Raw genomic sequence first — 13,703 nt, 5'->3', positions numbered from 1 at the left:
CTGAGTGCTGAATCACGGTGGCGCGCATTGTAACGGTTGAGACGGCCGCTGGCAGCGCCACCAGGCGGTGGCGCGCCAAAGTGACTCAGATACCCAGGCAGAGATACTTGATCTCCAGATACTCATCCAGGCCGTACTTGGAGCCTTCGCGGCCGAGCCCCGAAGCCTTCATACCCCCGAAGGGCGCCACTTCGTTGGAGATCAAGCCGGTATTGATACCGACCATGCCGTACTCCAGCGCTTCGGCCACACGGAAGGTGCGCCCCAGATCGCGGGTATAGAAGTAGCCAGCCAGACCGAACTCGGTGTCGTTGGCCTGACGCACCACTTCGGCCTCGTCACTGAAACGGAACAGTGGCGCCAGCGGGCCGAAGGTCTCTTCGCGGGCCACGCGCATATCTGCGGTGACACCGGCGATAACCGTGGGCTCGAAGAAATGCCCGCCCAACGCATGTGCCTTGCCGCCCTGCAGCACCGTGGCGCCCTTCTCCAGCGCATCGGCCAGATGAGCCTGCACCTTGGCCACGGCATTGCCGTCGATCAACGGGCCAATGACGACGCCTGCTTCATCACCCGGACCAACCCGCAGTTTGGCCACAGCAGCGGCCAGTTTTTCGGCAAAGGCGTCGTAGACGGCCTCGTGCACATACAGGCGATTGGCGCAGACGCAGGTCTGCCCGGCATTGCGGTACTTGGCCACCAGCGCGCCTTCGACCGCAGCATCGAGATCGGCATCCTCGAAGACGATGAACGGCGCATTACCGCCCAGCTCCAGCGAGAGCTTCTTCAGGGTCGGCGCACATTGCTCCATCAATTTGATGCCGACGCCGGTAGAGCCGGTGAACGACAGCTTGCGCACGATGGGGTTGGCGCACAGCTCAGAGCCCACCTCGCGGGAACGCTCGGCATCGGCCGGCAGCACGCTGAACAGCCCGGCCGGGATGCCCGCACGCTCGGCCAGCACCGCCAGCGCCAGGGCGCTGAAGGGTGTCTGCGGCGCCGGCTTGAGCACCATGGCGCAGCCAGCAGCCAGGGCCGGACCGGCCTTGCGGGTGATCATCGCCGCCGGGAAGTTCCACGGTGTGATCGCCGCGGCCACGCCAATGGGCTCCTTGGTCACGATCAAGCGCTTGTCCGGCTGATGACCGGGAATGGTGTCGCCGTAGACGCGCTTGGCTTCCTCGGCGAACCATTCGATGAACGACGCGGCGTAGAGCACCTCACCGCGTGCCTCGGTCAGGGGCTTGCCCTGCTCGGCCGTCATGATCAGCGCCAGATCTTCCTGATTGGCCAGCATCAGCTCGTACCATGTGCGCAGCCGCGCGGCCCGCTCCTTGGCCGTCAACGCACGCCAGGCGGGTTGGGCAGCCTGCGCCGCCTCGATGGCCTGGCGGGTCTGCGCGCCGCCGATGTTCGGCACGCTGCCCAGCGACTCGCCGTTGGCGGGGTTGAAGATTTCAGTCACATCGCCATTGCTGGCGTCGCACCACTGGCCGTCGATATAGGCCTGATGGCGCAGCAGATCGGGATCGTTCAGTTGCATGATTTTCTCCTGCTGCCGAGATCACCCCTCGGCTGAATTAGGGACTGCAAAGGCCTCACTCGGCGGGCGGCAAGTCCTTGGTGAAGGTCTGGTCGTTCTCGCCGCGGAACATCCGTGCCCCATAGATCAGCGCGCACAGACCGACGCCGATGGCGAAAGCCCAGCCGGCGCCCTTGATCGCCAGCACCGCACCGATCACCCCGGCGATGCCCAGGTCACGCTGGCTGCGTGCTTCCATGATGCCCAGGCGCACACTGACGTAGCCCTGAATCAACAGGGTCAGCGCCAGCGCAACGCCGAGAATCGGCTGCACCAGCGTCACCACCGGCAAAAGCAGCAGACCGGTGTTGGTGCCCCAGCGGAACGAGCCAACCCCGCCGTAGATGGACTTCATCGCCTTGGCGCCGCCCTTGAAGCGTTCGGTGATCACCACCTGCATGGCGGACCATTGCGGGCCACACATGGCCACGTCCGGCCCGAAGATGCTCATGAAGGCATTGCGCCCACCAAAGATCAGGTGCGAGCGGTTGGGGTTGAAGTCGACCTTCTCGTCACGCCGTACATGGTCGGCCTCGCCGAGGATCGCCTTGGCGCCGAGCACGTCGCCGAAGACCACCAGATAGGCGGCGAACACGGTGGGAATGGCGGTGACGAACATCATCAGTGGCGGCATGCCGAGGCCGAATACGGTGTACTCGTTCCACAGGGTGACGAAGTCCGGCTGGCTGATGCCCCACTCGATGCTGGGCCAGGGTGCCTCGCCGAAAATCGGCGCGACGATCACCGCCAGCAGGATGATCGGGAAGATGCCCAGCTTGGCGAAGTTCCACCAGAAGCGGTTGCGCTTCTTCAGATCCTGGAAATGGATGGAGAACACCAGGTAGAAGGCGATGCCGATGGCGATGGAAATGGTCCAGGGGAAGCTGTCGAAACGACCGCCCTCCTTGAAAACCGTCACCACCGCGCTGAGGCCGGCGCCCATGATGATGCCGGCCTTGAGCGCAGAGGGCACCAGGGACACCACCTTGCGCGCCATGCCCGTCATGCCCAGCCCTATAGAGAACGCGCCCAGCATCAACTGGAAAGCAATCAGCGCATGCACCCGCTCCGGGCCCTCCGGAAACTGGCTGCAGTAGGCCATCAACAGAGGAATCGCCGGGGTGATCCAGCCCGGAACCACGGGGTCGCCCAGCAGGTGGTGGGTCAGATACAGCAGGCCATTGAGCATGACCACCGCCAGCGCCACCTCGAAAGGCATGCCGAGGAATTCGGTCATCAGTGGAATCGCCGCCAGATCCACCGCGCACATGAGCAGGCCCTGCATGTAGTCGGAGACTTCGAAGCGGTAATGAATGAAAGGCAGACGCACCTTGAATGGCCCCACCGGCCAGTAGGGGGCTTCCACACCAAGGTCTTGCTGATGCAGTTCGGACATTTGAGTCACCCAACTTTATTAGAGTTGTAAGCAGCGAGTCCCGACATTGCCGGGGCTGTTCATCGGTTGTTGCGTGGATCAGTAGGCAGCGCGGTAGATCTGCTCGATGTCGCCTGCCGTCAGGCGCCGCGGATTGTTGCGCATCAGGCGGTCGATCTTGCTGGCTTCCTCGGCCATGGCCGGGATGGCGTCTTCCGGCACGCCGAAGCTACGCATGCCCTTGGGAATGTCGACGCTGGCGCACAGCTCGGCCATGGCCTCGACGGCCAGGTCGGCGGCAGCCTTGTCGCTCAGGCCATGCGTTTGCACACCGAGAGCAGCAGCGATCTCGGCCATGCGCTCGACGCAGGCCAGCTTGTTCCAGGCCATCACGTAGGGCAGCAGCAAGGCATTGCTGACGCCATGAGCGATGTTGAAGCGCCCGCCCAGCGGATAGGCCAGCGCATGCACGGCGCCCACGCCGGCATTGCCGAAGGCCATGCCGGCCATGAGGCTGGCTGTAGCCATGTCTTCGCGAGCGACCAGATCCACCGGGTTGGCATAGGCCTTGGGCAGCGCCTTGGCGATCAGCTTGATCGCGCCAATGGCCAGGGCGTCGGTGATCGGCGAGGCGTTGACCGACAGGTAGGACTCCACCGCGTGTACCAGTGCATCGACGCCACTGGCAGCGGTCACGCCGCGCGGACAGGTCAGGGTCATCAGCGGGCTGACCAGGGCGACGTCGGGCAACAGGTAATCGCTGACGATGCCCTTCTTCAGTTGCGCCTGCTTGTCGGAGAGGATCGACACGTTGGTCACTTCCGAACCGGTGCCGGCGGTGGTCGGGATGGCAATCAGCGGCGGCCCCTTGCGCTTGATCTGATCGACGCCGAACAGCTCTTCCAGCGCACCGTCATGACCGACGTAACCGGCCACCGCCTTGGCGATATCGATGGCGCTGCCGCCACCGACACCGATCAGACCATCGTGACCGCCGTCGCGATAGACCTTGGCGCAGGCTTCGACGATGGCGATCTCCGGCTCCGGCTCGACACCGTCATAGATGCCATAGCGGCGCTCGCCGAGTTGCTTGAGGACATGCTCGACCGTACCGGACTTGATCAGGATGGCGTCGGTAACGATCAGCGGGTTGGTGATATTCAGTCGAGGCAGTTCGACCGCCAGTTGCTCCACGGCACCCTGGCCGGTCAGCAGCTTGTTGGCGATCTTGAATGCGGCAGTATTCATCAGCAGGCCCTTTATGCGTTGTTGTGCTGAACGGGTTCGGGGCTTGCCATAGCCATTCCTGTGCCAGCTCACTGAAAGTGGCGTGACAGAGGGCTTGCGTCGATTTGTCACAGCGCGCTGCGGGCTGCGCTTGATCAGAAAACCAATCAGAAGAGCCTATTTCGATCCATTTTCCAATCAACCCTGTTCCCAGCGCTTCATCTTCTGCACCAGCGTCGCCTGGCTCAGACCGAGCACCTTGGCCGCTTCGCGGGTGGTCTTGTGCTGCATCAGCGCACGGCGGATGAGGCGCCGCTCGAGGTTCTCCACCTGCTTGCGCAATGGCAACAGGTCGTCTTCGCTGGCGTCGCTGGGGGCGGTGCGCATCTCCTCCGGCAGATCGAACAGCTCTATGCATTCGCCACTGCAGGTGACCACCAGGCGCTCGACCAGATTGATCAGCTCGCGGATGTTGCCGGGCCAGGCGTAGTCGGTCAGTGCATCGAGCGCCTCGAGCTCCCAGCTCAGCGCTCGGCCATAACGCTGGTTGAATTCGCTCAGATAAAAGTCCAGCAGCGGTTGAATTTCCTCGGGGCGCTCGCGCAAGGCCGGGATGTGGATCGGCACCACGTTAAGCCGGTAGTAGAGGTCGGCGCGAAAACGCCCCTCGGCGACCATCGTGCGCAGGTCGTGGTGGGTGGCGGTGATGATGCGCACGTCCACCTCCTTCAACTCCAGGCCTCCGACCGGAATGAAGCGGCTCTCCTCGATCACCTTGAGCAGCTTGACCTGCAGCAGCAGCGGCAGATCGCCGATCTCATCGAGAAAAACCGTACCCTGGTGCGCCAGCTCCAGCAGACCGCGCTTGCCCTTGCTGCCGGCGCCGGTGAACGCGCCCGGCACATAGCCAAACAACTCAGCCTCGATCAGGTTCTCCGGCAGCGCACCGCAGTTCAGCGCCAGAAACGGCTGCGCCGCGCGCGGGCTGCTCTTGTGGATGTATTGGGCGACCAGGGTCTTGCCGACACCGGTCTCACCCTGCAGCAGCACCTTCACGTCGCTGGCCGCGACCTGCCGCGCCTGCATGAAGACTCGCCCCGAAGCGGGCTTGTCGGCGACCGGGGAGGCATCGAGCAGGTCGTCACGCTGCCCGGCATGCAGCTTGGCCGTGCTGTTGCGCAACTGCTTCAGTTGCTGCAGTTCGTCGCGCTCGTGCTTCATGCGCAGCAGCTCGGTCATGTCGCGCACGGTGCTGACCACGTAGCGCACCCGACCATCGGCAGCGAAGATCGGCGTGCCGCTGACCAGCAGGCGTTTGCCCTGGCTGACGCTCTGCATCAGCGACAGTGCCTTGCCTTCCTTGAGCACGCGCAAGGACACCGACTGCGAGATCACGCCCTGCTCCACCAGCGCCTGCATGTGCTGGCCGACCAGATCCTCGCCACGCAGCCCGGTCAGGCGCTCATAGGCGCTGTTGACCATCAGGGTTATGCCGGCAGCGTCGGTGATGTAGACGCCGTCATGCAGCGCGTTGATCAGCTCGCAGAAGGCGGGAGCTTCCAGTTCCATCGTGTACCTCGGCAGGGTGGGACGCCGCCCCATCTTAACGCTTCCCGCCCCATTGCCCGGCAAGGCCTCGCCGCGCGCCTCTGCGTTCGCATAGCCCTAACGGCAAGACGAGGCAGGACGTTGTTTGGCGTGCCGCGGCAATGCGTGCGGATTCCACACCCCCCAGGTATTTGCCCGGATAAGCCGGAGTGGCCTGACAAGCGTCGGAGTGCAGATTAGGCTCAGCTACAAATCAGCACCGTTCCGGAGAGTTCCAGATGCTTCGCAAGCCACGCCTGCTGCCCGGTCTTTGCCTGCTCGTATCCCTGCAGTCATGGGCAGAGCCCCCCGCCACAGCAGAAACACCTTCCCCAGCCGAGAACTCTCTGCCGGCAGAGGAGGCTCGCCCTCCACTGCCCGAGCGCAGCGTCAGCGAGGCCCAGGCGCTGGAACAGCGTCTGGAGCAGCGCGAACAGCAGTGGCTGCAGGCCGACGACGAGCGCTTCCTCGCCCTCTGGCTGCCGGCCAATGTCGGCGAACCCAGTGGCGCGGTGATCCTCTTGCCCGGCGATGCGGAAAACGCCGACGACGCCACCGCCGTCGGCCCGTTGCGGCGCAAGCTGCCCGATGGCGGCTGGCACAGCCTGAGCCTGACCCTGCCCGATCCGGACCACGACGCGCCGCCGCTGCGCCTGCCTGAGCCGCCGACCAGCGCAGCCGCAGAGGCTGCGGCCGACGACGAGGCCCCGGGCGAAGCCGAGGCGGCGCCCAGCGCCGCGCCCGATCCGGCGGCGAACGACGCCGCCCGCCGCAGCGCCCATGCACAGCGGGTGATGGCGCGCATCGACGCCGGCATCGCCTTCGCCCGCCAGCAGCAGGCCAGCCGCATCGTCCTGCTCGGCCACGGCAGCGGCGCCTACTGGGCCGCCCAGTACCTGGCCGAACGCCAGCCGGAAGATATCCACAACCTGCTGCTGGTGGCCGCCGCCGTACCGGCCGGCTTTTCCCCGCCGCTGGACGAGCTGGTGCCGCAACTCGAACTGGCCACCGGCGACTTCTATTACAAGGACCAGGCCGGCGACCGCCAGGCCGCGCTCAGGCGCCTGCAGGCCAGCAAGAGGGTCAAGCACCCGACCTACGTGCAGGTGGCGATGAAGGCCCTGCCGGGCAATCGCGGCGTCGAGCAGGAACAACTGTATCGCCGCCTGCGCGGCTGGCTGAGCCTGAATATCCGCGCCGCGGCGCCGAGCGCGATGAGCGGCGGCTAACGCCAGCCGCGCCGCTCGCGAATCAGCGCATAGGCCTGGTGCAGCTGGCGGGTGGTTTCGGTGGCTTCGCGCAGGCGCGCAGGCGACGCCCCGGCACCAGCCAGCTTGTCCGGATGGTGTCGACTGAGCAGACGGCGATAGGCGCGCTTGACCTGCTCGGGCTCGCTGTCCGCCGCCACCCCCAGCAACCGCAACGCCTCCTTGTAGCTGCCGCCGGTGGCCACCGGCGGCTGACTGCGGCGCGGCGCGTACTCCTCGCCCAGCGCCTCCAGGCGAGCACCGTTCCAGCCCAGCCATTTGCCCCACAGCAGCATCAGCTCGTGCTCCGCCGCGCCGACCCGACCGTCGACCCAGGCCATGCGCCAGCAGGCGCGCAACAGGGCCTCGCCGCGCTCGGCCTGGCGCTGCAGCGGGGCACGCAGGTTGTCGCGAGCGGTCTTGCCGCGGGAGAAGGCCTCGATGGCGCGGCGCTGGGCGAACTCGTCCAGGCCCAGGCGCTGCATCTCCGAGCGCGCCTGCTGGATATGGCTCGGCAGCACGCGGCCGTCGCTCTTGGCCAGGCGTCCGAGCATCAGAAACAGCAGCTCCTCGTCGGCCGGCGCCGGGCGTCCGCCGAGGCGTTCGCGCAGGTTGGCCCAGTCGTGCAGACGCAGGCGGCGGTCGAGCACCTGGCCGAGCAGGCCGCCGAGCAGGGCGCCGGGAATGCTGGCCACCGCCAGACCGGCCACGGCGCCGAGCAGGGTCACCGGCCAGAGCACCTCAGCGCCCCTGCGCCAGCAGGCGCTCGACTTCGGCCAGGCGCTCGTGGGTGCCGACATCCACCCAGCGTCCGGCGTAGCGCTCGCCGCTCACCAGTCCCGCGGCCATGGCCCGGCGCAGCAGCGGCGCCAGCTTGAAGGCGCCCGGCTGGCAGTCGGCGAACAGTGCCGGCGACAGCACGGCCAGACCGCTGTAGGTCAGACCCGCACCCGCGCCGTCGAGCTCGCCCACCCGGCCGTCGGCGAGGCGGAAATCGCCCTGGGCGTGGTGCGGCGGGTTGTCCACCAGCACCAGGTGGGCCAGCCCCTGCAGCGGACGGCGCAACTCGGCGAAAGGGTAGTCGGTGAAGATATCGCCGTTGACCAGCACGAAGGGCTCATCGCCCAGCAAGGGCAGCGCCTGGAAGATGCCACCACCGGTTTCCAGCGGCTCGCCCTCGGCGGAATAGGCGATGCGCAGGCCGAAGCGCGCGCCGTCGCCGACATGCTCCTCGATCTGCCGGCCGAGCCAGGCATGGTTGATCACCAGCTCGGCGAAGCCGGCGGTGGCCAGGGCGCGCAGGTGGTATTCGATCAACGGCACGCCGGCGACGCGCACCAGCGGCTTGGGCGTATGCAGGGTCAGCGGGCGCAGGCGCTCGCCCTTGCCCGCGGCGAGAATCATGGCCTTCATGCGCGGGCGACCTCGGCCTGCGCCAGGCTGGCGAGCAGCGCGCCCAGTTCGGCCAGCTCCGGCCGGCGGGCCAGCACCGCCTCGATATAGGCGAAGAAGCGCGGCACGTCGCCGAGGTACTTGGGTTTGCCATCGCGGTGGCAGATGCGCGCGAAGATGCCGATTACCTTGAGATGGCGCTGCACGCCCATCAGGTCGCTGGCGCGCAGAAACTCGTCGAGCGCGGGCTGCACCGGGATGCCGGCTGCCTGCGCCCGCTCCCAGTAGCCCTGCAGCCAGCCCCGCACGCGCGCCTCGGGCCAGCTGAGGAAGGCGTCCTTGAACAGGCAGGTGATGTCGTAGGTGACCGGGCCGTAGACGGCGTCCTGAAAATCCAGCACGCCGGGATTGGGCGCGCTCTGCATCAGGTTGCGCGGCATGAAGTCGCGGTGCACCAGCACCTTGGGCTGGGCCAGGGCGCTGTCGATCAGCAGGGCGCAGATGCGCTGCCAGGCCGCCTGCTGCTTCGCGTCGAACTCGTAGCCCAGATGGCGCTGCACGTACCACTCGGGAAACAGCTGCAGCTCGCGGCGCAGCAGCGCCTCGTCGTAATGCGGCAGATCGCCATCCAGCGGCAGGCGCTGCTGCAGCAGCAAGGCTTCGACAGCGTCGTCGAACAGGGTGTCGGCGTTGTGCTCGTCGATCACCTCCAGATAGGTCTGGTGGCCGAGATCGTCCAGGATCAGAAAGCCCTGCTCCAGATCGGCGGCCAGCACTTCGGGCACATGCACGCCAGCACGGGCCAACAGCGCGGCAATGCGCACGAAGGGCGCACAGTTCTCCTGCGGCGGCGGCGCGTCCATCAGGATCAGGCTGCGCTCGCCCGCTTGCCAGCGGAAATAGCGGCGAAAACTGGCGTCGCTGCTGGCGGGGGTCAGCTGCGCAGGCGGCACCTGGCCCCAGCCGCGAGCGGCGAACAGGGCGGGTAATTGCTGAGCGAGCCAGGTGTGCAGCTGTTGCAGACGTACATCGTATTCAGGCATCAGGGGGTCTCCGACGGCGCTAGCCGTTGCGCGGGTCATGCTTTATTATCCAGCATCTTTTTCAGCCCATCGAGAGGCGTGCGGCCCCTGGGCCGATAGCGCGCAGGAAGCCCGGACTAACAAGATGGCAGTAAAATACCCCGCGTTCCGCAAGAAATTCCCGCTGCTGGTCACCGGCAGTCTTCTGGCCCTACAACCCGCCGTCAGCCTACAGGTTTTCGCCGCCGAGCAGTTCGACTGCCAGGTGTCGCCCAGCGGCGGTTGGGCCTGCGCGCCCAAGGCCCCTGCCGCCAGCCTGCCGCCCCGTCCTCAGCACAGCACCAGCGCCGTCAGCGCGAGCGACGCCACCAGCGGCAAAGCCAGCGCCAAGCAGGAAACCACCACCCTGGTCACCGAGAGCAAGGGCCGCGCCCTGGCCTCGCGCAGCGCCGACTACAGCCACCTCGACTGGGTGCCGCGCGACAAGCTGACCGCCGCCCAGCTGGCCGAAGCCGGCCCTTACTGCGCCGGCGCCTATGTCGAGCCGCTGCGCCCGGGCATGGACGACGACACGCCGTTGGACGAAGCGCCGATGTTCGTCTCGGCCAAGGCCTCGCGTTACGAGCAGGAAAAGCAGGTGGCGACCCTCGCCGGCGACGTGATCCTGCGCCAGTCCGGCATGCAGGTGGAGGCCGACGAGGCCAGCCTGCACCAGACCGAGAACCGTGGCGAGCTGATCGGCAACGTGCGCCTGCGCGACAAGGGCATGCTGGTGGTCGGCGACCGCGCCGAGCTGCAACTGGACAACGGCGAAGCCAAGATCGACAACGCCGAGTACGTGATGCACGAAGCCCACGTCCGCGGCAGCGCACTCTATGCCAAGCGCGAAGAGACCGCGATCATCCGCCTCAAGGACGGTACCTACACCCGCTGCGAGCCGGGCGACAACGCCTGGCACCTGAAGGGCAACAACGTCACCCTGAACCCGGCCACCGGCTTCGGCACCGCGACCAACGTGACGCTGCGGGTCAAGGACATCCCGGTGTTCTACACCCCCTACATCTATTTTCCGATCGACGACCGTCGCCAGTCCGGCTTCCTGCCGCCGAGTCTGGGCACCTCGAGCGACAACGGCTTCTCGCTGCAGACGCCCTACTACTTCAACCTGGCGCCGAACTACGACGCCACGCTCTACCCGACCTACATGGCCAACCGCGGCCTGTTGATGGAGGGCGAGTTCCGCTACCTGACCGAGAGCAGCGAAGGCCAGATCGGCGCCGCCTACCTCGACGACAGCGAAGACGAGCGCAAGCTGCAGTCCGAGTACGAAGACCAGCGCTGGCTGTACAGCTGGCAGCACAAGCAGGGCCTGAACTCGCGCCTGCTGGCCGAGGTCGACTACACCGACATCAGCGACCCCTACTACTTCCAGGACCTGGATACCGACCTGGGTATCGACACGCCCACCTACGTCAACCAGCGCGGCAGCCTGACCTACCGCGGCGACAGCTACCGCGCGCGGCTCAACCTGCACGCCTACGAGCTGGCCAATATCACCGACGTCACGCCGTACGACCGCCTGCCGCAGCTCACCCTGGACGGCAAGCTGCCGTTCAATCCGGGCGGCCTGGACTTCACCTACGGCAGCGAATACGTGCGCTTCGACCGCGACCTGCGCTCGGGCAACTTCATCAACGAAGACGGCGTGGCCGAACAGACCTGGTACGACACCCGTATTCTCGGCCTGGCCCGCGCCAACGGCGAGCGCCTGCACCTGGAGCCGGGCGTCGCCCTGCCGCTGGACTGGACCTGGGGCTTCCTCAAGCCGCAGATCAAGTACCGCCAGACCCACTACGACATCAGCCTGGATCAGCAGGGCAAGAACAGTCTGCTGGCCGAGCAGGAGTTCGACAGCACGCAGAACCGCGGCGTCGGCCTGTTCAGCGTCGACAGCGGCCTGTACTTCGACCGCAACACCCAGCTGTTCGGCAAGGACTTCCGCCAGACCCTGGAGCCGCGCGCCTTCTACCTCTACGTGCCGGAAGAAGACCAGACCGACATCCCGGTGTTCGACAGCGGCGAGCCGACCTTCAGCTACGCCTCGCTGTGGCGCGAGAATCGCTTCTCCGGCAAGGATCGCATCGGCGACGAGAACAAGCTGTCGCTGGGCGTGACCAGCCGCTGGATCGAGCCCAACGGCTTCGAGCGCCAGCGCTTCAGCATCGGCCAGGCCTTCTACTTCGAGGACCGCAAGGTGCAGCTGGCCGGTATCGACTACCGCACCCGTCCGGATGCCACCGCCGACGTCTCGCCCTATGCGCTGGAGTACCTGTACCGCTTCAACCGCGACTGGCGCGTGTCGTCGACCTTCAACTGGGACCCGGATACCCACCGCACCCGCTCGGGCAGCGCGATGTTCCACTACCAGCCGGAAGACAACCCGAACAAGGTGGTCAACCTCGGTTATCGCTACCGCAACGACACCGTGCGCTACGACCGCGACAGCGGCACCTGGACCACCAACCCGGACTACGGCAACCCGACCCTAGGTGACGGTTCGCCGAACCCGAACTACATCAAGAACTACTACAAGATCGACCAGCATGACTTCTCCGTCATCTGGCCGCTGGTTCCACAGTGGAGCCTGATCTCGCGCTGGCAGTACGACTACGGCCGCAACCGTACCCTGGAAGCCTTCGGCGGCTTCGAGTACGACAGCTGCTGCTGGAAGCTGCGCCTGATCAACCGCTACTGGATCGACTACGACGAAGTCAGCCTCAACCCGTCGCTCAACGACGAGGCCGACCGCGGCATCTTCCTGCAGATCGTCCTCAAGGGCCTCGGCGGCGTAGTGGGCAACAAGGTGGAAACTTTCCTCGACCAAGGCATTCAAGGTTACCGTGAACGTGAAGACCAAGCTTTCTGATTGCCTGCGCCCCCTGCTGTTGGGCGCAGCGCTGCTCGCGGCGACGGCCCAGGCCGATGTCCGCCCGCTGGACCGCGTGGCGGCCATCGTCGACAACGACGTGGTCATGCAGAGCCAGCTCGACGCCCGCCTGCGCGAGGTGCAGCAGACCATCGGCAAACGCGGCGGCGCCCTGCCGCCCGAGCACGTGCTCAGCCAGCAGGTGCTCGAGCGCCTGATCATCGAGAACATCCAGCTGCAGATCGGCGACCGCTCCGGCATCCGCATCACCGACGAGGAGCTGAACCAGGCCATGGGCACCATCGCCCAGCGTAACGGCATGAGCCTGGAGCAGTTCCGTCAGGCTCTGGCGCGCGACGGCCTGTCCTACGCCGACGCCCGCGACCAGGTGCGCCGCGAGATGATCATCAGCCGCGTGCGCCAGCGCCGGGTCGCCGAGCGCATCCAGGTCACCGACCAGGAAGTGCAGAACTTCCTCGCCTCCGACCTGGGCAAGATGCAGCTGTCGGAAGAGTTCCGCCTGGCCAACATCCTCATCCCGGTCTCCGAAGGCGCCTCCTCCAGCGAGATCCAGGCAGCCGACCGCCAGGCCCGCGAGCTGTACCAACAATTGCAACAGGGCGCCGACTTCGCCCAGCTGGCGATTTCCCGCTCGGCCAGCGAAACCGCCCTGGAAGGCGGCGAGATGGGCTGGCGCAAGGCCGGCCAGCTGCCGCCGCCGTTCGACTCGATGGTCAGCGCGCTGAGCCCGGGCGAAGTGACCGAACCGCTGCGCACGCCGGGCGGTTTCATCATCCTCAAGCTGCTGGAGAAGCGCGGCGGCGACACCCAGGTGCGCGACGAAGTGCACGTGCGCCATATCCTGATCAAGCCCAGCGAGATTCGCAGCGCCGAGGAAACCCGCCGCCTGGTCGAACGCCTGTACCAGCGCATCGTCGCCGGCGAGGACTTCGCCGAGCTGGCCAAGAGCTACTCGGAAGACCCGGGCTCGGCGCTCAACGGCGGCGACCTCAACTGGATCGACCCCAACGCGCTGGTGCCGGAGTTCCGCCAGGTGATGAGCGAGACCTCCAGCGGCGAGCTGTCCAAGCCGTTCCAGACCCAGTTCGGCTGGCACGTGCTGCAGGTCATGGGCCGCCGCGCCACCGACAGCAGCGCGCAGTTCCGCGAGCAGCAGGCGGCCAACCTGCTGCGCAACCGCAAGTACGACGAGGAACTGCAGGCCTGGTTGCGTCAGATCCGCGACGAAGCCTACGTCGAGACCAAGCTGTAACGGCGGTTTCAACCGCAAGAGCCCGGCCCCGCGCCGGGCTTTTTCGTTATCGGCCCAGGCAGCGTAAACTGG

General features: G+C 66.4%; 10 protein-coding genes. 3 read left to right on the top strand and 7 right to left on the bottom strand.

What is annotated here, in order from left to right:
• Positions 1 to 85: 85 nt before the first annotated feature.
• The 4 genes from gabD to AC1G9C_RS02860 form a co-directional block, all read right to left on the bottom strand.
• On the bottom strand, positions 86 to 1,543 hold the full coding sequence (gabD, locus tag AC1G9C_RS02875; protein WP_480409408.1) for an NADP-dependent succinate-semialdehyde dehydrogenase: 1,458 nt from the start codon (positions 1,541 to 1,543) through the stop codon (positions 86 to 88).
• A 55-nt stretch (positions 1,544 to 1,598) separates the two neighbouring features.
• Positions 1,599 to 2,978, bottom strand: coding sequence for a hypothetical protein (locus tag AC1G9C_RS02870; protein WP_480409407.1), 1,380 nt, complete (start codon positions 2,976 to 2,978; stop codon positions 1,599 to 1,601).
• 78 nt (positions 2,979 to 3,056) lie between these two features.
• Positions 3,057 to 4,205 carry an iron-containing alcohol dehydrogenase gene (locus tag AC1G9C_RS02865; RefSeq protein WP_480409406.1) on the bottom strand — a complete coding sequence of 383 codons (1,149 nt, stop codon included), beginning with the start codon at positions 4,203 to 4,205 and terminating at the stop codon, positions 3,057 to 3,059.
• A 177-nt stretch (positions 4,206 to 4,382) separates the two neighbouring features.
• Entirely contained in the window at positions 4,383 to 5,753 is a 1,371-nt protein-coding gene (locus AC1G9C_RS02860; protein WP_480409405.1) for a sigma-54 interaction domain-containing protein, read from the bottom strand.
• Between the two features lie 257 nt (positions 5,754 to 6,010).
• Between AC1G9C_RS02860 and AC1G9C_RS02855 the strand changes: the two genes are divergently transcribed.
• Positions 6,011 to 7,000: an alpha/beta hydrolase family protein gene (locus AC1G9C_RS02855; RefSeq protein WP_480409404.1), complete on the top strand. Its 990-nt coding sequence runs from the start codon at positions 6,011 to 6,013 to the stop codon at positions 6,998 to 7,000.
• Here the strand turns inward: AC1G9C_RS02855 and AC1G9C_RS02850 are convergent.
• From AC1G9C_RS02850 to AC1G9C_RS02840, 3 genes are read right to left on the bottom strand one after another with little or no spacing between them, the layout of a single operon-like run.
• Complete coding sequence (locus AC1G9C_RS02850) at positions 6,997 to 7,758, bottom strand: DnaJ domain-containing protein (RefSeq protein WP_480409403.1); 762 nt, start codon at positions 7,756 to 7,758, stop codon at positions 6,997 to 6,999. The genes AC1G9C_RS02855 and AC1G9C_RS02850 overlap by 4 nt on opposite strands.
• Before the next feature lies 1 nt (position 7,759).
• Positions 7,760 to 8,431 carry an N-acetylmuramate alpha-1-phosphate uridylyltransferase MurU gene (gene murU / locus AC1G9C_RS02845; RefSeq protein ID WP_480409402.1) on the bottom strand — a complete coding sequence of 224 codons (672 nt, stop codon included), beginning with the start codon at positions 8,429 to 8,431 and terminating at the stop codon, positions 7,760 to 7,762.
• Positions 8,428 to 9,453 carry an aminoglycoside phosphotransferase family protein gene (locus AC1G9C_RS02840; protein WP_480409401.1) on the bottom strand — a complete coding sequence of 342 codons (1,026 nt, stop codon included), beginning with the start codon at positions 9,451 to 9,453 and terminating at the stop codon, positions 8,428 to 8,430. Before AC1G9C_RS02840 ends, murU begins: the two co-directional genes overlap by 4 nt.
• Positions 9,454 to 9,577: 124 nt before the next feature.
• Between AC1G9C_RS02840 and AC1G9C_RS02835 the strand changes: the two genes are divergently transcribed.
• The gene (locus AC1G9C_RS02835; RefSeq protein ID WP_480409400.1) at positions 9,578 to 12,358 is read left to right on the top strand and encodes an LPS-assembly protein LptD; all 2,781 of its coding nucleotides are present in this window, start codon (positions 9,578 to 9,580) and stop codon (positions 12,356 to 12,358) included.
• Complete coding sequence (locus tag AC1G9C_RS02830) at positions 12,339 to 13,631, top strand: peptidylprolyl isomerase (protein WP_480409399.1); 1,293 nt, start codon at positions 12,339 to 12,341, stop codon at positions 13,629 to 13,631. Before AC1G9C_RS02835 ends, AC1G9C_RS02830 begins: the two co-directional genes overlap by 20 nt.
• Positions 13,632 to 13,703: the final 72 nt, after the last annotated feature.

Source organism: Pseudomonas sp. ABa2 (assembly GCF_056676075.1).
Note: the sequence above shows the minus strand (reverse complement) of the source record. Positions and strands in the feature narration are given on the sequence as shown.

What these genes read in the sequence shown, in the direction of transcription:
- gabD (WP_480409408.1), bottom strand. Translation starts at nt 1,543, where the DNA reads ATGCAACTGAACGATCCCGATCTGCTGCGCCATCAGGCCTATATCGAC.
- AC1G9C_RS02840 (WP_480409401.1), bottom strand. Translation starts at nt 9,453, where the DNA reads ATGCCTGAATACGATGTACGTCTGCAACAGCTGCACACCTGGCTCGCT.
- AC1G9C_RS02870 (WP_480409407.1), bottom strand. Translation starts at nt 2,978, where the DNA reads ATGTCCGAACTGCATCAGCAAGACCTTGGTGTGGAAGCCCCCTACTGG.
- AC1G9C_RS02835 (WP_480409400.1), top strand. Translation starts at nt 9,578, where the DNA reads ATGGCAGTAAAATACCCCGCGTTCCGCAAGAAATTCCCGCTGCTGGTC.
- AC1G9C_RS02865 (WP_480409406.1), bottom strand. Translation starts at nt 4,205, where the DNA reads ATGAATACTGCCGCATTCAAGATCGCCAACAAGCTGCTGACCGGCCAG.
- murU (WP_480409402.1), bottom strand. Translation starts at nt 8,431, where the DNA reads ATGAAGGCCATGATTCTCGCCGCGGGCAAGGGCGAGCGCCTGCGCCCG.
- AC1G9C_RS02855 (WP_480409404.1), top strand. Translation starts at nt 6,011, where the DNA reads ATGCTTCGCAAGCCACGCCTGCTGCCCGGTCTTTGCCTGCTCGTATCC.
- AC1G9C_RS02860 (WP_480409405.1), bottom strand. Translation starts at nt 5,753, where the DNA reads ATGGAACTGGAAGCTCCCGCCTTCTGCGAGCTGATCAACGCGCTGCAT.